Consider the following 22,494-nt stretch of genomic DNA (forward strand, 5'->3'; position numbering starts at 1 on the left):
TATACTTATTATTTTTAGAATTTTACAATTATAAAAAGGGAGTGATGGATGTGGAAAACGTATTACAGAATATTAAAGCACCAACTGGAAGTCAGTTATCGTGTAAGGGGTGGACGCAAGAGGCAGCAATGCGAATGCTTATGAACAACTTAGATCCTGAGGTAGCAGAAAATCCTGATGAGCTTGTTGTTTATGGGGGGATTGGGAAGGCAGCTCGTAACTGGGAGAGCTACGCACAAATTATTGAGTCATTGAAAACGTTGGAAAATGATGAAACATTAATAGTGCAATCAGGTAAGCCTGTCGCAGTATTCCGCACGTATGAGCATTCTCCTAGAGTGTTAATAGCAAACTCAAATTTAGTGCCTGCATGGGCAAACTGGGAGCATTTTTATGAATTAGAAGATAAGGATTTAATGATGTATGGACAGATGACCGCTGGTAGCTGGATTTACATTGGTGCTCAAGGTATATTGCAAGGTACTTATTTGAGCTTTGTAGAAGCTGGTAAGAAAGTGTTTGGCAACGCAGATTTACGTGGGAAGTTGATTTTGACTGGCGGTATGGGAGGCATGAGTGGTGCTCAACCATTAGCAGGCAAAATGGCGGGGGCAGTTATTCTAGTAGTAGAAGTAGATAAAAAACGCATTGAACGAAAAATAAAAGAAGGCTATTGCGACTATTTAGTAGAAGATCTAGACGAAGCATTAGAGTTGGCAAAAGCGCTCCAGGATAAAAAAGAACCCGCATCTATTGGACTTGTTGGAAACTGTGCAGATGTGTATCGAGAAATTTATGAAAGAGGCATTGTACCAGATTTCGTAACGGATCAAACAAGTGCACATGATCCATTAAACGGATATATACCAAATCATATGTCACTTGCAGAAGCACTGCAATTACGCAAAGACGATCCGAAATTATATGAGCAAAAGTCTAAACAAGCAATGGCAGACCATGTGCAGGCAATGCTTGATTTCCAAACATCAGGTGCAGAGGTATTTGACTATGGAAACAACATCCGTAAGTATGCGCAAGAAATGGGCGTTAAAAATGCTTTTGATTTCCCTGGATTTGTACCTGCTTATATACGTCCATTATTCTGTGAAGGAAAAGGACCATTCCGTTGGGCTGCACTATCAGGTGATCCAGAGGATATTTATAAAACAGATGCACTGGCAAAAGAAATGTTTGCAGATGATGAAGGGCTAGTGAACTGGATTAATATGGCGCAAAAAATGGTGAAGTGGCAAGGGCTTCCTGCACGTATTTGTTGGCTTGGATATGGTGATCGTCACCGTTTTGCTTTAAAAGTAAATGAAATGGTCGCTTCAGGTGAACTAAAAGCGCCAATAGTTTTTGGGCGTGATCATTTAGACTCTGGCTCTGTTGCATCTCCTAACCGTGAAACGGAAGGGATGAAGGATGGTTCGGATGCAGTTTCTGATTGGCCGATTTTGAATGCATTAGTGAATACAGCAGGTGGTGCAAGCTGGGTAAGCGTCCATCATGGTGGCGGTGTAGGTATGGGCTACTCCCAACATGCTGGTCAAGTACTCGTTGCAGATGGTACAGAAATGGCGGCAGATAAAATTAATCGCGTATTAATATCAGATCCTGGTATGGGCATTGTGCGTCATGCAGATGCAGGCTATGATATCGCGATTAAAACGGCACAGGAAAAGAATGTTCAGATGCCAATGTTAAAAACAAAAGGATGATGATACATGACTTTACTTATAACAAATGCAAATCAAGTAATTACACTAAAATCTACTAGTCAAACTGCAAGAACAGGAAAAGAAATGAGCGAGCTCCATATTATCGAAAACGGTAGTGTATTAATAGAAGGCGATCGAATTGTTGCAGTAGGCTCGAAAGAAACTCTTCAAGAACAATATGAAGATTTGATAGCACAAGCAGAAGTTATTGATGCTACCGGAAAAGTGGTTATGCCAGGCTTAGTTGATGCGCACACACATTTAGTATTTGGTGGTACTCGTGAAAATGAATTCCAAATGCGCTTAAATGGTGCAACCTATATGGAGATTATGAATGCGGGAGGTGGCATTCATGCAACGACGAAAAAAACGCGTGAATCATCATTTGAGCATTTATATGAAAAGACATATGAGCATCTCAACGATTTCCTGAGACACGGTATAACAACAGTAGAAGCGAAAAGTGGCTACGGTTTAGATTGGGAGACCGAAGAAAAACAGCTGCAAGTTGCGAAGAAATTGCAAGAAAATCATGTTATCGATGTGGTCAGCACTTTTATGGGAGCTCATGCCATTCCATCCGAATATAAAGAAAATCCGGATGCATATGTGGATTTAATTGTTCATGAAATGATCCCAAAAGTGGTAGAAGGAAAGCTTGCAGAATTCAATGATGTCTTTTGTGAAAAGGGTGTTTTCAATCCAGAACAATCACGCAAAATTTTATTGGCTGGTAAAGAGCATGGCTTAATCCCTAAAATTCATGCAGATGAAATTGAACCGTATGAAGGAGCAGAGTTAGCCGCAGAGGTGGGGGCTATTTCTGCAGAGCATTTATTAGTCGCATCTGATCAAGGGATACGTGATATGGCGAAGGCTGGAACGGTTGCGGTTTTATTACCTGGAACAGCATTCTTCTTAAAAGCCGCATCTGCAAGAGGACGTTTGATGGTGGACGAAGGGGTGCCCGTCGCGATTTCTACAGACTTTAATCCAGGTTCATCACCAACGATTTCTTTACCATTCATTATGAATTTGGCTTGTATGAACATGGGGATGACGATGGAGGAAGTGCTGACTGCCACAACGATTAATGCAGCGTACGCGATTAATCGTGGCCAGGAAATTGGTTCACTTGAGGCTGGAAAGAAGGCAGATGTGCTTATTTTGAATGTAGCGAACTATCAGCAACTGCAATATTTCTACGGCATGAATCACACCCAAACAGTGATAAAGAATGGCGAAGTTGTAGTGGATAATGGGGTAATTATTGAACGTAAATAGAAATAGTTCCGGATAGAATTAATTGTGACCGTATAAGTTAATTTCTGTCCGTATAAATAGAAATGTGACCGGATAGTAAATTTTCTGACCGGATAAACAAAAGTGTGACCGTCCATTTTAGAAGAAAGTAAATAAAATGCAGACCAAAAAAAACATCTGTAAGCGAGAGAAAAACTCAGCTTACAGGTGTTTTTTGAATTACATAGAGTGAATCCCAATAGAAAAATGAAGGCAAAAAATTGATGCTATTTTTACAAATTCAAAGCATAATATCAATCAACATTTCTTTACTCCAAGATAAATTATCAGAAAAAATGTTTGCTTTATGTATTTTTGGGGCAATACATAAATGGTGATTACTGATAACTTGTCATGGAGGGATTCACTTTGAAAATGAAAGTCATATTATTTACAGTAGTATTTATTTTTTCGTTTATTTCGGTAACGTATGCAGCAGAACCTATGGGTACTTTAACGAATGAGACTAAATCTAGTATAGAACGTTTCGACATAATGAAGGAGCATTTTGAAGATGCTTATGATAGGCAAGGAGCTTCAGAAGAATTACTTGAGCCAAAGGTATACATAGTGGAAGAAGGAGACAGTCTTTACGAGATTGCTATCGAACATAATGTGCCGTTAGATTCTCTGAAGGAATGGAATAATCTCACGGATCATACAATTCACCCGAAGGAAGAGCTCCTTGTAAGTAATGATCAACTAGCGAATTTTACAGAACCTGCTTTAGCAGAGGGTGAAATGATTGTCACAGCAACGGCTTATACAGCATACTGTTACGGCTGTTCAGGTACAACCGCTTATGGGATCGATCTACGTGCCAACCCGGAAGAGAAAGTAATTGCTGTAGATCCAAGTGTTATTCCACTTGGCACAAAGGTGTGGGTAGAAGGCTACGGTGAGGCGATTGCTGGTGATACAGGTGGGGCAATTAAAGGAAATCGGATTGACGTTTTCATTCCATCCTACGACCATGCAATCGAATGGGGAGTAAAAGAGATTAAGCTTAAAATTATTGATTGATAGCGCATAGTTGAATGATCTAATGATTCTGTATATAATGAGCTTATACACATACAATAAAAAAAGACTGGATACGCGAATATCCAGTCCTACAACTGCAAACCGCAGAAAAGAGCGGTTGGTCCGGTTGAACGCTGAAATAATCGTCCGCGCCTTACCAGTGGGGGACGGTTATTTCTTTTTTACAAAGAAAATAATCAGTGACACAACGATTGAAAAAGCTGCTATAAGTACAGCACTAAGCTGTATTAACAAACTGATTGTCTCGTATAACGTCAATGGCATCACCTCCTTCTAAAGGAAGTGACCAACCGCCCACCCTGCTATGCAATTGTTAATGTATTATACCATAACCACAACGATTGTTTAGAACTATAAACCAGGTCAGAAACCATTATTGGTGTCTAACCTGGTTTTTTGTTACTTAAATTTGTTAAGGAAATTACTTTAAAATACAGGTTTTATTTAATTAAATTAAGAAGTTAAATAGTTTTTCTTTAAATATTATCGAAATTCCTTTGAGTAATTTATTATTTTTAAGTAAATAGTTATAATTACTTAAAAGGGGTTGGGATGATGGATATAATCGATGGGAAGATTTTAGAGGCTTTAAAGCAAAATGGACGATCTACTGCATCTGATATTAGTAAGCAAGTAAATCTTTCTGTACCTGCTGTATCAGAAAGAATTAGAAAGCTAGAAGATGCAAATATTATTGAACAATATACGATTAAAATTAATCGTGAGAAGATGGGGTTTAAATTACTCGCAGTTATTTTTGTGAATATTGACCATGCAACTAATATTCAACATTTCAGGGATGCGATTATTCAATTCCCCGAGGTGATAGAGTGTCACCATATGGCAGGCGAGTACGATTACATGCTAAAGGTTCTGATTGAAGATACTTCTAAATTAGAGTTTTTTCTAAATGAGCAATTAAAAACCATTCTAGGGGTTCAGAAATCCAATACATTAATTGTCTTATCTACTTTGAAAGAAATAATGAATAGGTGAATGGGATGATGATTTGGAAAGGATTTCGCTTTGGACTTTTTTTGCAGATAGCTGTCGGTCCTGTGTGTATTTTTATCTTTCAGACGGCTGCTACTTCGGGTTTTTTTATAGCGGAAATAGGTGTATTAGGTGTAGCGATTGTGGATGTTTTTTATATACTCGCAGCTATTTTTGGAATTGGAACACTACTTAACAAATATAAAAAGCTAAAGAGTATTATTCATTATTTTGGCGCAGCTGTGCTCATTACTTTTGGTATAAGTAATATCATTGGTTTTTTTTATAGTTCTCCTATTGTAAGTATGGATCAAAGTGCAGGGAATACTCTTTGGAAAGCACTCCTACTAACTCTTTCAAATCCACTAACTATTTTATTTTGGGCAGGTGTTTTTTCTACGAAAATAGGGGAGGAAAATATAAAGCAAAAGGATTTATATTCTTTTGGTTTTGGAGCGGTATTGTCTGCTTTTATATTTTTAACGATTATCTCCATGTTAGGGACTTATGTAACGATACTATTAGAACCCAAAATGATTATGGGTTTAAACTTATTAGTTGGTATTGTGCTTTTGTTATTCGGGGTGAAAAATTTAGTTAAACATCGCAGAAATAACGTAAATCCAGGTCAACAAGTATGACCTGGATTTTTTTGTTTGAAGAATTAAGCGTTATTAGTAGTTGCCATAGCTTGGCTTATTTTTTCCGACGTTTCTTGTAGTAGTGGTAAGAATTCATCTCGAAGCACATCTTTGGAAATGCGGCCAGCGTGAACGGAGCAGTTGACAGCGGCGATCACTTCACCGTGCAAGTTTCGAATTGGGACTGCAATAGAACGAAGGCCCTCTTCTAATTGTTGATCGACACCTCCCCAATTATTTTTACGAACTTCTTTTAAAACTTCTAGTAACTGTACCTTGTGTTGAATGGTATTGTTTGTGAATTTAGTAAATTCATTTGAAGCAAAGTAGTTCTCCAATTTTTCTTCCGGCAGGTAGGCAAGTAAAACATGACCCATTGAAGTTGCGTATGCTGGCAGCCTTGTTCCTACATCAATGTTAATAGACATGATTCTTTTTGAAGAAACTCGAGCTACATATAAAATATCTGTGCCATCGAGAATTGAAACGGAACAGGATTCTCCTGTTTTATTAACAAAGTCTCTCATGAATGGATGTGCGATACTCCATATGTTATTGGAAGAAAGGTACGCATGACCAAGTGTAAGCGTGCGGGCTGTTAAGGAAAAAAAACCACTTGTTGATTCAGCAAAACCTAGGTGTTCCAGTGTTAATAGGATTCTTCGGACAGTAGGTCTACTTAAACCAGTTAATTTAGCTACATTACTAACCGTTAGCGATTGGTTTTTCTGAGTAAATGCTTGTATAACTTGAAGGCCACGATCTAAAGATTGTATATAGTCTCCAGATTGTTTAAAAGCATCTAATTTTTCTATAGGCAAAAATATGACCCCCTGTATTATTGTTACATGTACGAATAGAATAACATCGTACGTATAACGTGCGATATTAAAAATAAAAATGCAAGTACTTAATTATTATGAATGCGGTTACATTTCCCATTTTATCAGAATGTTGAAGGTAATACCGAAGGAATTTAATCTAAATTTAGAACATAGATATGGAGCTTGTGAGTTGTATAATTACCGCTGGAGGTTAAGTCTAGGGATTACAGAGGGAGTTGCTATCGAAACATTAGTAGAAAATATACAAGATTAATTTGTTTATGGTATTAGAATTCTTCGAAATTAAGTATAATGTAGATTACTAAATGGAAGCCACTTTTCAAAACAGATTTTAGTTGTTTTGAAAGGTGGTTTCTTTGTGTTTTATTAGAATGTATGGTTTTCAGAGATTTTGGGCAATACTGAGTTCAAATTTAGAGTAATTGAAAGATTACTTGTTAGGAGGAACTAGTATTGAAAGTTAGAAGTATATTGTTGGTACTGTTATTCGTATTTACGACGAATTCTGTCACGCATGCATCTGAGCTTTTTGTTGTCGCCACTAATGACGTAGAATTATCGATCTCTCCTGATCTAATAGAAGAGAGATCAATCATAGAAGAGACATTTGACGTACATTTCCAGGATGCATTAAATCTTTGGGCAGAATTAGATGTGGAACCTGAGCCTCAAACGTATACAGTTGTGAAGGGGGATAACTTGTATAGGATTGCTGAGGCGCACGATATATCCTTGGCAGCTCTTATCAGTTGGAATGGTCTTACGACTGATTTAATTCATCCTGATGATGTACTAATCGTAAGCGGTGATGAGGAGGACGTGGTAGAGCTCGCTCAGTTGGAGCCAGTGAAACGTGTTGCATCATCGTCCAATGTGGAAAATTCAACGATCGAGGCCTCTCAACCAGTTGTTTCAGCCCCTCCTGCAGAGGAGGGGACTGAGATGATTGTAACAGCGACAGCCTATACAGCATACTGCGAAGGTTGTTCTGGAACGACCGCTTATGGAATTGACTTACGTGCAAATCCCGATCAAAAGGTAATTGCAGTAGATCCCCGAATCATTCCACTTGGTTCAAAAGTTTGGGTGGAAGGCTATGGAGAAGCAATTGCTGGTGATACTGGTGGTGCTATTAAAGGGAATAAAATCGATGTATTTATTCCAACATATGAGAGTGCTATGCAGTGGGGAGTTAAAAAGGTAAAGATCAAAGTAATCAATTAACAAAGTGCCTGTGGGATAAACGATTGTTTATTTCACAGGCTTTTTTGTATGTAAAATACGGCTGTCCATATGTTTTACTCGAACTTTATCAATATAAAGCTTGAGAAGATGTTTATAATGATGCATAATGATAAAATTAATATATTGAATATAGGAGTTGTACACCATGTCCATGGAAGTAAAAGTTAAAGGAAAAATAAATAAGCAACTTGATAATAGAGGTCGCTTGTTAGTGAAATGTCCAGATAAGCCAGGGATTGTATCTGTTCTGTCGACATTTTTGCATAATCATAATTCAAATATTATTGAATCAAGTCAGTACTCCAGTGACCCAGAAAATGGCACATTTTTTATTCGGATTGAGTATCACTGCGATAATTTGTCTGAAAAGTGTGCGAATATGGAGAAGAATTTTGAAGAAATAGCCGCTAGCCATTCCATGGATTATGAATTTGCTTATCCAAATGAGCGGAAGCGTTCTGCTATATTTGTTTCAAAAGAGCCCCACTGTTTGATGGAGCTTTTATGGGAATGGCAAAATGGTGATTTAGATACGGACATAGTGGTTGTTATTAGTAATCACGATGATGCTCGTCCTTTTGTGGAAGCATTAGGAATTCCATATCATTACATTCCTGCGAACAAAGATATTCGAAAACAAGTAGAAGAAGAGCAAATCCGTCTTATGGAAGAATACAATGTGGATTTATTAATCCTTGCGCGCTATATGCAAATATTGACGCCTGATTTTGTGCGCCACTTTGAAAATAGAATTATCAATATTCACCATTCCTTCTTACCAGCATTTATCGGAGCTGGTCCATATGAACGTGCTTTTGAGCGTGGTGTGAAGCTAATTGGTGCTACTTCTCATTATGTAACGAATAATCTGGATGAAGGTCCAATTATTGAACAGGATGTAGAACGAGTAGACCACCGAGACGATGTGACGGATTTAAAGAAAATTGGTCGCAAAATCGAACGTCGTGTTCTCGCAAAAGCAGTAAAATGGCATTTAGAAAATAGAATCATCGTACAAGATAATAAAACCATTGTGTTTCATTAAGTAAACTATTTTGACACAAATATGTGAGATTTGTAATAGATGGAAATGCTCATATAGGTTGAATGGGTTTGAGATTCTGTATATAATAAAAGTAGAAACATATAATATAAAGACTGGATACGCGAATATCCAGCCCTGCAACCGCAAACCGCAGAAAGAGCGGCTGGTCCGAGGTCAGAAATAACCGTCAAACCTTTGCTGAGGGACGGTTATTTCTTTTTTACAAAGAAAATAATCAATGTCACAACGATGGAGAAGGCTGCTAACATTACAGCGCTTAACTGTATTAACAAGCTTGTCATCTGATATGTTGTCATTGGTATCACCTCCCTAGAAGGAAGTGACCTACCGCCCACTCTGCCTATGCAATTGCATTTTTATTATAACATAAATACGAATGAGTGTTCTATTTTTTAGTAAAATTTCGATTTTTATTGTATAAATAGCTTGTTTATTACATGGCTCTTTGCAAAAATGCAAAGAGTTATTTTTATTTTGAGTGAATCTCATAGAAGTAATCTTCATCATGTGAGAAATGGTCGCTCTTGAGGAGGAGTTGGTTGCTCTATGGAGAGAGTTGGTCGCGGTTCGGATACAATTGGTTGCTTATGCATGCGATTTGGTCTCGTTTAGACATTTTTTGTCTTTTATTAGATAAGAAATACATAGTTCTTATTTATATATTCCATTTAATGAATCTTATGTGTCATTAAACTCGTATAAACTGATACAGATTCTTGTTCTATTAGAGTGATGTCTTACTAATTAATTTATATGTAGGAGTGATTATATGATATGGATAAGCTTTATATTTATTTTATTGATAGTTTTTGCTTTAATATCAGTAGTTAAACTAATTTTGAGAAAAGTATTCAATATAGAAAAAGAGAAGAAAGAATTCTTTTCTAATAACCATATAAATGAATTGCATAGAAAAATTGAACGGGCTTTAAGAATAGCTGTATTTATTGCAACGATCTCGGCAACTTTCTATATGTTAAATGAGGATTTTTCAATAAACCTTTTACTATTGATATACTTTTTCAACGTAGTGATTGAATATGGGGTAAGCGCCTTTTTTGAATGGAAGTATTTGGAGGGATCTAAACGATATATTCTTACTATTAGCGAAGGGGTTATCTTAGCGCTGGTGATAGCTATAGTAATCGATTTTGATTTACTTAGTTATGTATAACTTCTTAATTTGAGAAATGGTTGCTGTTATGCGGAAAATGGTCTCGGTTCTAAGGTGGTTAGTCTCGGTTATAAAGAGATTGGTCTCGAAGTGCCACTTTGGCACATTAATTGGATAAAAATTACTTAACCCTTGCTGTAGATGAGCTGTTTCAACTGTAGATAACTTGATATTACGAGAAATGGTCTCGATTCCAGTTGAGTTGGTCTCGGATTAGCTTAATTAGTCTCGGTTATAAAGAAATTGGTCTCGAAGTGCCACTTGGTAACATTTGATGGATAAAAATTACATAGTAGATGTTGGATTTTTGAGTATTAAGTGTCTCTCTAATAGATAACTCTTTATTATGAGAAATGGTCTCGATTCTAGTTGAGTTGGTCTCGAAATTAGCTTAATTAGTCTCGGTTAACAATTAATTGGTCTCGCTTAGTAACCGATTAGTCTCGAAGTGCCATTAATTGTAAAAAAAACACGCCCCTTTCAAAAAGAAGGGGCGTGTTGACTTAAATTTCGATTGGTTTCTTCGCTCGGATATCGCCGAGGAAAAACTTGCCGTAGGGAATCATTTTTTGAATGACGATGGAAACTAAAATTGGTATGACTAGCCCCAGTGTAGTGAATCCGATTATTCCATATTGGAAATAGTCATTCAAAATAATGTCCGTTAATATATGCAAATACATAATTGATATAGAGTGTTTTTCAATATTGGCTAGCCAATTTAAAGGTACTATAATTGTGAGTCTTTGGAAAAGACCAAGAATCACAATAATAAAAGCTATGGGAATCACTAAGTCTAATACTAGGTGATCATATCTTAAAAACTTCATACTTAAATGGTAGTCAATAAAACCAACTCTGTCAGCAAAGACTGCGCCAATAGCCACAACGCCTGCCCCGATGAGCCAAGGGAGTGTGATGTTCATCCAGACAGATTTTACATAATAGCCAAGGGCAAAGTAAACAATAGCCATTAACACAACATCCAAATTCCAAAGCATTGGAATTGTTTGAGAAGCTTCGTCTGGTGCTCCGCTAATTACACGCATTGCGAAGATACTTTCTAAATGTGCTACAAGGTAACATGTTGCTAGTAAAACTATTTGTTTTACACGGCTTAAATGTTTTGTCATCCAAATGAATAGCAAATAAGTGAAAAATAAAGTAGTTACAAACCAGAATACGCCATAAGCTCCACGGGCGAATCGCCCTCCTATAACTAATGTCGATAAATCTTGCAAATACCAAGACAAATCGAAGTTTCCTAACGATAGCTCCATTCCATATCGAATTCCAGTAATAACCATTAGGAAGAATAAATAAGGGACCATCAATTGTAAAAATCTCTTTTTAACCGTTTTATTGGAGCTTTCATCTTCTGAGATTTCTTTAAAAAACAGTCCGCTCAATAAGAAAAATGCTGGCATGTGGAACCAGTATATATATTTTGCAAGTGGGAAATCTAATTCTCCAGGATAATGACCGATCACAACTAAAATCATTAAAAACCCTTTTGTCACATCTACCCATGTTAATCTCTTTTTAGACATATTACATCCTCCAAGCTTTGATCTCCATGTTTATTTATCCATTATAAGGTGAATATAAACGTATATTGTGTTTCAATTATATTACAATAACGTAGAAAGGAGACTGTAAAATGTTGGATGTTGTATGTTTTGGGGATAGTATCACCGCTAGAAAAGAAGGATATCCTTCCCCTATATTGACTCACAAACTAACTTCTAAGCTCAAAAACTATCGATTCATCAACGCTGGTATTTCCGGAAATACGACTACTCAAGCAATGGAACGATTTGAAAAAGATGTACTTGCTAAAAAGCCTGACATAGTGACTATATTGTTTGGTGCCAATGATTCTTCCTTACATAAGTTTGTGGAGCTTGATACATTTAAGCAAAATATAAAAGAATTCACAAAGAGAATTGGACCAGAAAAAACGATTTTAATTACCCCTGCACCAGTAGATGAAGCTCTTCAACCAAATCGATCCAATGAACGATTAAAGCAATATGCTCAAGTCGTAAAGGAAGTAGCAGCAGAAACAGGGAGTCATACGATAGATTTTTTTTCTGTACTTTATTCAAAACCGAACTACAAAGAGCTATTAATAGGGGAAAAGAATGACGGTCTTCATTTTGGTGAAGCAGGATATGAGATCTTATCAGATTTGATTGTTCAAAAGCTAGAGGAGATGAATGAAAGTAATCAATCGCCAGGATTTTTGCGGAAACTGTTTCGAAAATTGTTCAATTAAATAAGATGCTTCCCCTTTTTCAGTTTGTATTTTTTCAATAGGTATTGGAAAAGATAGGACTGAGTATGTGAAAAAGGAGTGGAAGGCATGTTACAGTTACAGACGGATTTAGAAGGTAAGAAAGCGTATTTTGGTGATTTGAAGAGTCGCATTCAAAGTCTCGGTTATTCAATCGGTGGAAATTGGGACTACCATAAAGGAAGCTTCGACAATGTTTTACATCGAGATGGTGGAGAGACGATTTATTTGCGACTACCTTTTGAGGTACTTGAGGGTGATCTTGATCACCATGAAGCGTATATTCGTTTTCAAACGCCATATGTTATTAAACATGTGGTGAATATGGGATTGGATACAGACCAGAATTCCTTGCTGACGACCTCGGGTTTTGATCAATTTCAAGATCCGGTAGACAAAGATGGTCACATTGAGAATAAAAACAGGTGGGCACACGCTGGTGAGCAGGCTGTACAACAAGTAGTTCAATATTTAAATTAAATAATATAGACCATTTCGCTATTTAGTGAAATGGTCTTTTTAATTGGCAACAATTCACCTAAAGGAGTGCATACTTACATTCCGGCGCATATTTCTTTATAATAGAAGTCAAATAGTTATGTACTGGAAAGGATAGCGGCCGAAATGATGTTTGAACGGATAATTAATTCGGAGCAAGAAACAGAGGAACTTGCAAAGCAGCTTGCTGCTCTCTTAAAACCGGCAGATGTGCTTACGTTAGAGGGAGATTTAGGAGCAGGCAAAACGACCTTTACAAAAAGTGTTGCCAAAGGACTTGGCATTACACGGAATGTGAATAGTCCAACGTTTACAATATTGAAGCAATACGAGGGTCGACTACCTTTGAATCATTTGGATGTCTACCGATTGGCAGATAGTGATGAGGACTTAGGTTGGGACGAGTTGTTTTACGGAGATGCGGTAAGTATTATCGAGTGGGCCCATTTAATAGAAGCTGATTTGCCGCCAGAGCGTTTGGCTATTGAAATACTACGCCTGGAAGATGAACAGCGAAAGTTTGCGTTTACTCCGTTTGGAAAACGTTATGAACAATTATGCGAGGAGCTTTTTGAATGATTTGGTTAGGAATAGATACATCACATACCCCGCTTGCGGTTGCTGTAGTGAAGGACGATCAAGTGCTTGCCGAGTATAAGTCGTCCCTTAAAATTACGCACTCAATCGGAACGATGCCAGCAATAGAAGAGTTATTGAAAAAGGCAGATATTAAGCCGAATGAAATTGATGCAATTGCTATTGCGAATGGTCCAGGTTCTTATACAGGCGTGCGTATCGGAGTAACGATTGGAAAGACGCTTGCGTGGACGCTGAAAATCCCGATTGTTTCGGTATCGAGTTTACAAGTGTTAGCGGGCAATGTTCCGTTCTTTTCAGGAGTCGTTTGTTCCATTATGGATGCAAGACGCGGTAATGTGTTTGCAGGAATTTATACGAATGAAGAAGTGGTGAAGGAAGCGCATATGTCGCTAACAGAGCTACTTCAAACATTGGATGAAATGGGGCAACCGGTTTTATTTGTCGGAATGGATGTTTCGATTCATTGGGAGCAAATTAAAGAAGTACTTGGGGACAAAGTGCAACGGGTGAATGCAGCGTTTAATCTGCCGAGTGCAGCTGTATTAATTGAACTTGCTAAAAAGCAAGAAGCATCTGATGTGCATACGACTGTACCAGAGTATTTACGTGTAACAGAAGCTGAAGCTAATTGGATGAAAGAGCAGAAGAAAAATGGAAATTAATTATCGAAGAATGACTATAGAGGATATCGATCAAGTCTTACGTATAGAGCAAGAAGCCTTCACACTTCCTTGGACAAGAGAAGCGTTTGAACATGAAATGACGACAAATTTGTACTCCTATTATATTTTGGCAGAGACAGAAGAAAAAGAAATCGTTGGCTATTGCGGAATGTGGATTGTAATGGATGAAAGTCATATTACAAATGTAGCGGTAACTGAAAAGATGAGAGGTCTGAAAATTGGAGAGGGCCTCATGCGCGAAGCCTTTCGAGTAGTGCTCGAGCAGGAAGTTGTTCTTATGACATTGGAAGTACGTGTATCAAATGATGTTGCCAAAAAATTATATTACAAATTAGGTTTCCAAGACGGCGGAATACGAAAAAATTATTATACAGATACGCAAGAGGATGCTCTTGTGATGTGGGTGGAATTTAAATGACAAAAGACCAATTTATATTAGGAATTGAAACGAGCTGTGATGAAACAGCTGCGTCTATAGTGAAGAATGGTAAGGAAATTATTTCGAATGTGGTCGCTTCTCAAATAGAGAGCCATAAACGTTTTGGTGGGGTAGTTCCAGAAATTGCTTCCAGACATCATGTGGAACAAATCACGATAGTCGTGGAAGAAGCGTTAAAGCAGGCGAACATGACACCGAAGGAATTGGATGCAGTAGCAGTAACGGAAGGTCCAGGATTAGTAGGTGCACTTTTAATCGGAATAAATGCAGCAAAAGCTTTTGCCTTTGCAAATGGACTTCCACTTGTGGGCGTTCATCATATCGCTGGCCATATTTATGCCAACGCGCTCGTTCAGCCGATGGAATTTCCGCTTCTCGCATTAGTTGTATCAGGTGGACATACCGAGCTAGTATTGATGAAGGAAGACGGTCAGTTCGAGTTAATTGGTGAAACACGAGACGATGCAGCAGGAGAAGCTTACGATAAGGTTGCTCGTGTTTTGAATCTTCCTTATCCAGGAGGGCCACATATCGATCGACTGGCGACTGAAAGTGACGGGGCAGTGCCGTTTCCAAGAGCTTGGCTAGAAGAAGGATCTTATGATTTCAGCTTTAGTGGATTGAAATCTGCCGTTATCAATTATCAACATAATGCGGAGCAGCGTGGAGAGGAAATCAACCCAAACCATTTAGCAGCAGGATTCCAAGAGAGTGTAATTGAAGTGTTGACTGCAAAAACACTAAGAGCAGCACGTGAGTTTAACGTGAAACAAGTCATTGCAGCGGGTGGAGTAGCAGCGAACAAAGGTCTTCGAAAATCATTGGAAGAAACATTCACTAAAGAAAACATCCCTTTTTATGTCCCACCAATTTCATTGTGCACCGATAATGCAGCAATGATAGCTGCAGCTGGAAACTCTAAGTTTTCGGCAGGTCAACTTGGGGATATGTCGATGAATGGTCGACCAGGGATGGAATTAAATAGTTGGAACTAATTTTCATTTAAGCACATCAGCTAAAGTTCTACTAGCTTTCACCTCGTGTTACGTGCTTTGAAAGCTAGTCTGGAAATACGAAATCCTCTTTTCTTCGACAAGAAAAGAGGATTTTTTTTAACAGGTTTATTTCCAGTTGTCAATAGAGAACATTCGTACTTATGCACAATTTGTGGATAAGATGTGTATAAGGTGGTGAATTTCAATATATAGTGTCACATTTATACACTTTCATGTGGAAAACTATCTTTCGAATCTGTGGACAATGTGTATAAGTCTGTTGATATGTTGGTATTGCTTAGTTTTTTATGTGAATAAATTTGTGGAAAAAAATTATTATAATTTTGTACTTGACCAACATATATGGGCATGAATCGACAAATTGTTATGGATGCTTAATGGAGGTAGTCATGCTATTTGCTCCGCGCCATTAGAAAAGGAGTTAAATAACAAGCAATCGGATGGTTTAGTTAAATAATCGGATGGTTTCAAGCAAAAATCGGATGGTTTACCGAGATAATCGGATGGCCACTCAAGATAATCGGTTGGTTCCTCATTTCAAATAAAAAAGTAGTGTAAACCATTTCCCGGTTTACACTACTTATTTCATGGAACGATTTCTTCGAGTTGCTCTTGCAATTCTAACCATTCGTTGGACAAATTATCTTGTTTTTCTTTCCATTCATCTAGTTCTTTTTGCAATTGTTGTACAGCTTCGTGGTCTTGGAAAATTGCGGGGTCACAAAGCTTTTCTTCTATAGAAGCAATCTCTGTATCCACTAATGGAATTTGAGATTCAAGTTCTTCCAGTTGTCTACGGAGTTGGCGTTCTTTTTTCTTCGCTTCTTTATCAATCGTAGAAGTGCTTGCCTTTACGACAACGGCTTTTTCTATTGCCCCTGCGCTTTCAAGAGCCAACTCTTCTAGTTCGAGTTTCTTTTCTAAATAGTAATCGTAATCTCCCAAAAATAGTGCTGCGTGATCATTCGATAATTCAACCACTTTCGTAGCAATTCTATTAATGAAGTAACGGTCATGCGAGACGAAAAGAATCGTTCCTGGAAAATCGAGCAATGCATTTTCAAGCACTTCTTTACTATCTAAATCTAAATGGTTGGTTGGCTCATCTAGCACTAACGTATTTGCTTTTAACAACATTAGCTTTGCTAGAGCAAGTCTAGCTTTCTCTCCACCAGATAAGGTAGAAACGGTTTTTTGAACATCGTCTCCACTAAATAGAAAACGACCTAACACGGTACGGACATCTTTTTCATTCATAAGTGGCCATTCGTCCCATAATTCAAGAAGTGCTGTTTTATTGCCAGTAAGAGCAGCTTGTTCTTGGTCGTAGTATCCAAATTGGACGTTTGTGCCGTATTGAATTTTACCGCCTGCACTTTCTAGTTGTTTCATAATGGTCTTCAGTAAGGTAGATTTACCGACACCATTTGGTCCGACTAGCGCTATTCTGTCCTGCTTATATACGGAAAAAGAAATATTTTTAGAAACTGATTTGCCAGGATAACCAACAGAAACTTCTTCGAGCCGAAGTACATCATTTCCACTTGGCCGATCAATCGAAAAGCCGAAAGAAGCTGATTTTTCATCTCCATCTGGAGAATCCATCCAGTCTGTCTTTTCAATTACTTTGCGTCTCGACTGAGCCATTTTGGTAGTGGAGGCACGAGCTAAATTTCGATTGACAAAGTCTTCGAGTTTAGCTTTTTCCTCCTGCTGTTTTTCGTACATTTTTTTATCACGTTCGTAATTTTTTGCTTTTTGATCTAGGTAGCTACTATAGTTGCCGACATATCTAGTGACATTATGGCGAGATACTTCATAAACAAAGTTTACGACTTGATCTAAGAAATAGCGGTCATGGGAAACGATAAGAATTGCGCCACTATAGTTTTTTAAATAGTTTTCCAAGAAGTTCAGTGTTTCAATGTCCAAGTGGTTGGTCGGCTCATCCAATATGAGTAAATCGGGTTTGCTAAGTAGCATTTTAGCCAGTGCCAATCTAGTCTTTTGTCCACCAGATAATGCTTGTACAGGCTTATCATAATCCTCAGGGAAAAACTGCATTCCGTGTAAAATAGATCGGATATCTGATTCGTATCGATAACCGCCTGCTTCTTTAAAATTTAGCTGTAGCTCATCATACGCAGCTGTAACTCGTGCATAGGCATCGGAGTCCTCGTATACAGATGGATCTGCCATTTGCGTTTCTAAGGAACGAAGCTCTTTTTCAGATTCGATGAGATGATTAAAGATGGACTTCATTTCTTCCCAAATAGAAAGTTTAGATTCTAATCCGGCATGTTGCTCTAAGTATCCTAATCGAATGTTCTTAGGCATAATGATATCGCCAGAATCATACGACATTTCTCCAGCTATTATTTTAAGTAAAGTAGATTTTCCTGCCCCGTTTCGACCTACAAGGGCTACCCGATCTCGGTCTTGAACCTCTAACTTTACATTAGTTAATATATCTTCTCCGTTAAAGGATTTTGTTACTTGATTGACTTGTAAAACAATCACGATGATTCGCACCTCAATTCTATCTTAAGTGTAATAGATAGGACTTGTCGTTGCAACGCTGTAGCATTATAATGAGGTAATGTTAAGAACGAAATTGGAGGGTTTTTGATGAAACCTGAACTACCGAGAATTCCTCAAGCAACAACGAAGAGGCTTCCATTATATTATAGATTTTTACAAAGTTTTCATAATGCTGGACATAAAAGAGTATCATCACAAGAGTTAAGTGATGCGATGAAAATAGATTCCGCTACTATTCGAAGAGATTTCTCGCACTTTGGAGCACTTGGCAAAAAAGGCTATGGATACGATGTTGCTAACTTACTCCAGTTTTTTAGAAAAACACTCGATCAAGATGAAGCTGCAAATGTGGCACTTATTGGAGTTGGTAGTTTAGGAACTGCTTTTTTAAAATATAACTTTCAAAAAAACCATAATACCAAAATTGTAGTTGCTTTTGATACAAAAGCTCCGATAGAGGGAATGTTTGTAAGTGATATTCCTGTCTTTCATCCGAGTGTCATGGAAGAGAAGCTCGAGGAGCATGGTATCGAGTTGGTTATATGTACTGTTCCAAGTCGCACAGCACAAGAAGTAGCTGATCGATTAGCAAAAACGAATATTAAAGGGATTCTTAACTTTACCCCTGTCCGATTGACGGTACCTGATACGATTCGGGTCCATACAATCGATTTATCGGTTGAAGTACAAACCCTAATTTATTTAATAAGAAATGAACATAACGAATAAATTGAAAGCCTTCTACCCAATACTGATGGGTCGAAGGCTTTTCTTTATGTCTAGAGGTCAAATTTTCTTCCCCTAACGAACGACTTCTTTGGGGGGAAGAACATTTGCTTGTCGGTGGCCCACACGAAGTGGGTCATACAGTCGTTGCGAAATGTTCTTTTATTTTGCGACGAGCTTTGCGCAGGAGCACCACGATGTCGCGAACTTAGACTGTATTCCTCTCCAGAGGGGCTTGCGCTTTTCTTTATGTCCAGCTCCAGCGCCTAGCCCCTCGAGGTCAAATAACCTTCCCCCAACGAAGTCAAAAAACGACTTCTTAGTGGGAAGAACATTTGCTTGTCGGAGGCCCACACGAAGTGGGTCATACAGTCGTTGCGACACGATGTCGCGAACTTAGACTGTATTCCTCTTCATAGGCGCTTGCGCATTTCTTTAAGGCATTTGAGAGTAAGTTTCTAAGAACTTTTGTATAGTTTCTCCGTAAAACTGAAAGAGAACGACAAATCCATTTAATAGCATATGGGAGATGATAGATGCCACTATCCGCTTTGTCTTATGGTAAATAAAAGCGAATATAAACCCAGAAACAGCATATAGTAGTATGTGCGTAAAGTCGAAGTGAATGATTGCAAAGACAATAGCACTGACAGATGCGGCTACGAAGAAATTTGTTTTTGGAAATAAAGAGCCGAAAATTATACGGCGGAAAATTAGTTCCTCTAATATAGGAGCGAAAATAACAATTGAAAAGATTGCCCAAGGAACAGCGTGAGCAATTTCTATAAATTGTGCTGTATTTTCGGATCCCGGTTCAACTCCTAATTTAAGTTCAATAGTAGCTGCAACACCTTGGCCTAGGAATACAAGAAAGAAACCGACGACTCCCCAGCCGATAGTTTGCCCAATAGGTGACTGTTTTCCTTTTAAAGGTCGTAAAAAGTTATTATCTTTTCTAATTAAAAGGAGTGTAACCAGTGTAGCAATCCCCATACTTAGGAACACCCACCATCCAGAAGCAACCAATGGAGGATTTTTTACGTCCATAGACTTAAATAGTATAAGTAGAAGTGGTGCAAAGATTGCTCCAGAAAGCTGCATCACGCAGTAAACAATTAATATATACAAGCCTGTTTTTTGTTGTTTCATACAATTTAGTTCCTTTCTAGATAACAATTCTCTTTTTATTGTAAAGGAAAAAAACAATAAAGGAAAAAGTTAACCTTCTCACTTGCAAAATGTTCTGTGATTAATTATTATTATAAGTGTGTTAGCACTCAAAGAGACAGAGTGCTAATAATATAAAATTCTACTATTTTAGGGAGGTAGTTTCACTTGTTAAGACCATTAGGTGATCGTATCGTAATCGAATTAATCGAAGCTGAAGAAAAAACAGCATCTGGCATCGTACTTCCAGACTCTGCTAAAGAGAAGCCACAAGAAGGAAAAGTTGTTGCTGTAGGTACTGGACGAGTACTTGAAAACGGAACTCGCGTTGAGTTAGACGTGAAAGATGGGGACCGTATCATCTTCTCTAAATATGCAGGAACAGAAGTGAAATATGAAAACAACGAATATTTAATATTACGCGAAAGCGATGTACTAGCTGTAATTGGCTAATAAAAACGAGATTATCATTCAATAATTAGGAGGTTATAAAAACATGGCAAAAGAAATTAAGTTCAGTGAAGACGCTCGTAGTGCAATGCTACGTGGAGTAGATAAACTTGCAGATGCTGTAAAAGTAACACTTGGACCAAAAGGACGTAACGTAGTTCTTGAGAAAAAATTCGGTTCACCACTTATTACAAACGATGGTGTAACAATTGCTAAAGATATCGAACTAGAAGATGCATTTGAAAACATGGGTGCTAAATTAGTTGCTGAAGTTGCATCTAAAACAAATGATATCGCTGGAGATGGTACCACAACTGCTACTGTTTTAGCACAATCTATGATTCGTGAAGGATTGAAAAACGTAACAGCTGGAGCTAATCCTGTAGGGATCCGTAAAGGTATCGACCTTGCAGTTGCAGCAGCAGTTACTGAATTAAAAGCAATCTCAAAAGAAATCGAAGGCAAAGAGTCTATCGCTCAAGTTGCTGCTATTTCTTCTGGTGATAATGAAGTAGGCGAATTAATCGCTGAAGCTATGGAACGCGTTGGTAACGACGGTGTTATTACAATCGAAGAATCTAAAGGATTCACTACAGAGCTTGACGTAGTAGAAGGTATGCAATTCGATCGCGGATACACTTCTGCGTATATGGCAACAAATACAGATAAAATGGAAGCAGTGCTTGATAATCCATATATCTTAATTACAGATAAAAAAATCTCTAGCATTCAAGAAATTCTTCCAGTACTTGAGCAAGTAGTACAACAAGGTAAACCTCTATTATTAATCTCTGAAGATATTGAGGGAGAAGCTTTGGCTACTCTAGTTGTTAACAAACTTCGTGGAACATTCAATGCTGTAGCTGTAAAAGCTCCAGGGTTTGGTGACCGTCGTAAAGCAATGCTAGAAGATATCGCTATCCTAACTGGCGCTGAAGTTATTACAGAAGACTTAGGATTAGACTTAAAATCAGCTAACATTTCACAACTTGGACGCGCTTCTAAAGTTGTCGTAACAAAAGACAACACAACGATTGTTGAAGGTAACGGGGAATCAGAGCGCATCGCTAGTCGTGTAGCTCAAATACGTTCACAATTAGAAGATACAACTTCTGAGTTTGACAAAGAAAAACTACAAGAACGCCTTGCTAAACTTGCTGGTGGCGTAGCGGTTGTTAAAGTTGGAGCAGCAACAGAAACGGAACTAAAGGAACGCAAACTTCGTATTGAAGATGCTCTAAATGCAACTCGTGCAGCTGTAGAAGAAGGTATCGTATCTGGTGGTGGTACTGCACTAGTGAACGTATACAACAAAGTAGCTGAATTAGCAGAAACAAAAGAAGGCGACGTAGCAACTGGACTAAGAATCGTACTACGTGCATTAGAAGAACCAGTTCGTCAAATCGCTAACAACGCTGGTCTAGAAGGATCAATCGTTGTAGATCGTTTAAAACGCGAAGAAATCGGTACTGGTTTCAACGCAGCAACAGGCGAATGGGTAAACATGATGGATGCTGGTATCGTAGATCCAACAAAAGTAACTCGTTCAGCACTTCAAAACGCTGCATCTGTAGCTTCACTTTTCTTAACTACAGAAGCAGTAGTAGCAGACATCCCTGAACCAGCAGCTGGTGGAATGGGAATGCCTGACATGGGCGGAATGGGCGGCATGATGTAACTTCCACAGGATGTGGTGGCTTAGGCATTGCAACAGGATGTTGCGGTTTTTGCCTAAGTTCCTTAATCCAGGATGTTGTTCACTCGGACGTTGTGACACGATGTCGCGCTTTTAGTCCGAGCTACTCTTCCCGTCAACCCCTTGATATATATAAGGGGTTGTATGTAAGGTGAAAGTGAAATGCTAACATTTTGCTAACATATAGGATTATATTAGAGGCTTCTCATTAGTTGTGCAAACTTTTGGGAAGCTTCTTTTTTCATTTCTTTTATCACGTGGAGATAGACATTCTTTGTGGTAGGGACGATTATTATTGACTGGATATGCTCGATATATTTAAATAATGTTGTTGTCTTAAGCCGAATGACC

Annotated in this window: 21 protein-coding genes; 17 read left to right on the top strand and 4 right to left on the bottom strand. The window is 38.1% G+C overall.

The window, feature by feature from the left end; translation table 11 throughout:
• Positions 1 to 50: 50 nt before the first annotated feature.
• From hutU to P2Q73_RS03550, 5 genes are all read left to right on the top strand, one after another.
• On the top strand, positions 51 to 1,721 hold the full coding sequence (gene hutU, locus P2Q73_RS03530; protein ID WP_275783963.1) for a urocanate hydratase: 1,671 nt from the start codon (positions 51 to 53) through the stop codon (positions 1,719 to 1,721).
• Positions 1,722 to 1,727: 6 nt separating this feature from the next.
• Positions 1,728 to 3,005 (top strand): imidazolonepropionase, encoded by a 1,278-nt coding sequence (gene hutI, locus P2Q73_RS03535; RefSeq protein WP_275783965.1) that lies wholly within the window; start codon positions 1,728 to 1,730, stop codon positions 3,003 to 3,005.
• Positions 3,006 to 3,398: 393 nt separating this feature from the next.
• Positions 3,399 to 4,046, top strand: a complete 648-nt coding sequence (locus P2Q73_RS03540) for a LysM peptidoglycan-binding and 3D domain-containing protein (protein WP_275784239.1) — start codon at positions 3,399 to 3,401, stop codon at positions 4,044 to 4,046.
• A 576-nt stretch (positions 4,047 to 4,622) separates the two neighbouring features.
• On the top strand, positions 4,623 to 5,063 hold the full coding sequence (locus P2Q73_RS03545) for an Lrp/AsnC family transcriptional regulator (protein ID WP_275783968.1): 441 nt from the start codon (positions 4,623 to 4,625) through the stop codon (positions 5,061 to 5,063).
• Between the two features lie 5 nt (positions 5,064 to 5,068).
• Entirely contained in the window at positions 5,069 to 5,701 is a 633-nt protein-coding gene (locus P2Q73_RS03550; RefSeq protein WP_275783970.1) for a LysE family translocator, read from the top strand.
• A 23-nt stretch (positions 5,702 to 5,724) separates the two neighbouring features.
• Here P2Q73_RS03550 and P2Q73_RS03555 read toward each other — a convergent pair whose 3' ends face one another.
• Positions 5,725 to 6,522 carry an IclR family transcriptional regulator domain-containing protein gene (locus P2Q73_RS03555; protein ID WP_275783973.1) on the bottom strand — a complete coding sequence of 266 codons (798 nt, stop codon included), beginning with the start codon at positions 6,520 to 6,522 and terminating at the stop codon, positions 5,725 to 5,727.
• Positions 6,523 to 6,999: 477 nt separating this feature from the next.
• On the opposite strand from P2Q73_RS03555, the gene P2Q73_RS03560 reads away from it, so the two are divergent.
• From P2Q73_RS03560 to P2Q73_RS03570, 3 genes are all read left to right on the top strand, one after another.
• Positions 7,000 to 7,770: a 3D domain-containing protein gene (locus tag P2Q73_RS03560; protein ID WP_275783976.1), complete on the top strand. Its 771-nt coding sequence runs from the start codon at positions 7,000 to 7,002 to the stop codon at positions 7,768 to 7,770.
• A gap of 166 nt (positions 7,771 to 7,936) precedes the next feature.
• Positions 7,937 to 8,836: a formyltetrahydrofolate deformylase gene (gene purU / locus P2Q73_RS03565; protein ID WP_275783979.1), complete on the top strand. Its 900-nt coding sequence runs from the start codon at positions 7,937 to 7,939 to the stop codon at positions 8,834 to 8,836.
• A gap of 790 nt (positions 8,837 to 9,626) precedes the next feature.
• Positions 9,627 to 10,031, top strand: coding sequence for a DUF4181 domain-containing protein (locus tag P2Q73_RS03570; protein ID WP_275783983.1), 405 nt, complete (start codon positions 9,627 to 9,629; stop codon positions 10,029 to 10,031).
• 503 nt (positions 10,032 to 10,534) lie between these two features.
• On the opposite strand, the gene P2Q73_RS03575 is transcribed toward P2Q73_RS03570, so the two are convergent.
• The gene (locus P2Q73_RS03575; RefSeq protein ID WP_275783985.1) at positions 10,535 to 11,581 is read right to left on the bottom strand and encodes an acyltransferase family protein; all 1,047 of its coding nucleotides are present in this window, start codon (positions 11,579 to 11,581) and stop codon (positions 10,535 to 10,537) included.
• A gap of 110 nt (positions 11,582 to 11,691) precedes the next feature.
• Here P2Q73_RS03575 and P2Q73_RS03580 point away from each other — a divergent pair, with 110 nt between their 5' ends.
• The 6 genes from P2Q73_RS03580 (at position 11,692) to tsaD (ending at position 15,542) form a co-directional block, all read left to right on the top strand.
• On the top strand, positions 11,692 to 12,309 hold the full coding sequence (locus P2Q73_RS03580) for an SGNH/GDSL hydrolase family protein (protein WP_275783987.1): 618 nt from the start codon (positions 11,692 to 11,694) through the stop codon (positions 12,307 to 12,309).
• A gap of 87 nt (positions 12,310 to 12,396) precedes the next feature.
• Positions 12,397 to 12,807 carry a YugN family protein gene (locus tag P2Q73_RS03585; RefSeq protein WP_275783989.1) on the top strand — a complete coding sequence of 137 codons (411 nt, stop codon included), beginning with the start codon at positions 12,397 to 12,399 and terminating at the stop codon, positions 12,805 to 12,807.
• A 144-nt stretch (positions 12,808 to 12,951) separates the two neighbouring features.
• Entirely contained in the window at positions 12,952 to 13,404 is a 453-nt protein-coding gene (gene tsaE / locus P2Q73_RS03590) for a tRNA (adenosine(37)-N6)-threonylcarbamoyltransferase complex ATPase subunit type 1 TsaE (RefSeq protein ID WP_056830475.1), read from the top strand.
• Positions 13,401 to 14,087 (top strand): tRNA (adenosine(37)-N6)-threonylcarbamoyltransferase complex dimerization subunit type 1 TsaB, encoded by a 687-nt coding sequence (tsaB, locus tag P2Q73_RS03595; protein ID WP_275783993.1) that lies wholly within the window; start codon positions 13,401 to 13,403, stop codon positions 14,085 to 14,087. Before tsaE ends, tsaB begins: the two co-directional genes overlap by 4 nt.
• The gene (rimI, locus tag P2Q73_RS03600) at positions 14,077 to 14,526 is read left to right on the top strand and encodes a ribosomal protein S18-alanine N-acetyltransferase (protein ID WP_275783996.1); all 450 of its coding nucleotides are present in this window, start codon (positions 14,077 to 14,079) and stop codon (positions 14,524 to 14,526) included. The genes tsaB and rimI overlap by 11 nt, the downstream gene beginning before the upstream one ends.
• A complete protein-coding gene (gene tsaD / locus P2Q73_RS03605; RefSeq protein WP_275783999.1) occupies positions 14,523 to 15,542 on the top strand; it encodes a tRNA (adenosine(37)-N6)-threonylcarbamoyltransferase complex transferase subunit TsaD in 1,020 nt (339 codons plus the stop codon). The genes rimI and tsaD overlap by 4 nt, the downstream gene beginning before the upstream one ends.
• Before the next feature lie 606 nt (positions 15,543 to 16,148).
• On the opposite strand, the gene P2Q73_RS03610 is transcribed toward tsaD, so the two are convergent.
• Positions 16,149 to 18,083 carry an ABC-F family ATP-binding cassette domain-containing protein gene (locus P2Q73_RS03610; RefSeq protein WP_275784002.1) on the bottom strand — a complete coding sequence of 645 codons (1,935 nt, stop codon included), beginning with the start codon at positions 18,081 to 18,083 and terminating at the stop codon, positions 16,149 to 16,151.
• A gap of 108 nt (positions 18,084 to 18,191) precedes the next feature.
• Between P2Q73_RS03610 and P2Q73_RS03615 the strand changes: the two genes are divergently transcribed.
• The gene (locus P2Q73_RS03615) at positions 18,192 to 18,833 is read left to right on the top strand and encodes a redox-sensing transcriptional repressor Rex (RefSeq protein WP_053591780.1); all 642 of its coding nucleotides are present in this window, start codon (positions 18,192 to 18,194) and stop codon (positions 18,831 to 18,833) included.
• 432 nt (positions 18,834 to 19,265) lie between these two features.
• Here P2Q73_RS03615 and P2Q73_RS03620 read toward each other — a convergent pair whose 3' ends face one another.
• Positions 19,266 to 19,979, bottom strand: a complete 714-nt coding sequence (locus P2Q73_RS03620) for a CPBP family intramembrane glutamic endopeptidase (protein ID WP_053591781.1) — start codon at positions 19,977 to 19,979, stop codon at positions 19,266 to 19,268.
• Positions 19,980 to 20,165: 186 nt separating this feature from the next.
• Here P2Q73_RS03620 and groES point away from each other — a divergent pair, with 186 nt between their 5' ends.
• Both groES and groL read left to right on the top strand, forming a co-directional pair.
• On the top strand, positions 20,166 to 20,450 hold the full coding sequence (gene groES / locus P2Q73_RS03625; protein ID WP_053591782.1) for a co-chaperone GroES: 285 nt from the start codon (positions 20,166 to 20,168) through the stop codon (positions 20,448 to 20,450).
• Between the two features lie 43 nt (positions 20,451 to 20,493).
• Positions 20,494 to 22,125 (top strand): chaperonin GroEL, encoded by a 1,632-nt coding sequence (groL, locus tag P2Q73_RS03630; protein WP_275784008.1) that lies wholly within the window; start codon positions 20,494 to 20,496, stop codon positions 22,123 to 22,125.
• The last annotated feature ends 369 nt before the right edge of the window (positions 22,126 to 22,494 follow it).

This window comes from Bacillus sp. Cr_A10, assembly GCF_029222665.1.
Taxonomy (GTDB): Bacteria; Bacillota; Bacilli; order Bacillales_A; family Planococcaceae; genus Psychrobacillus.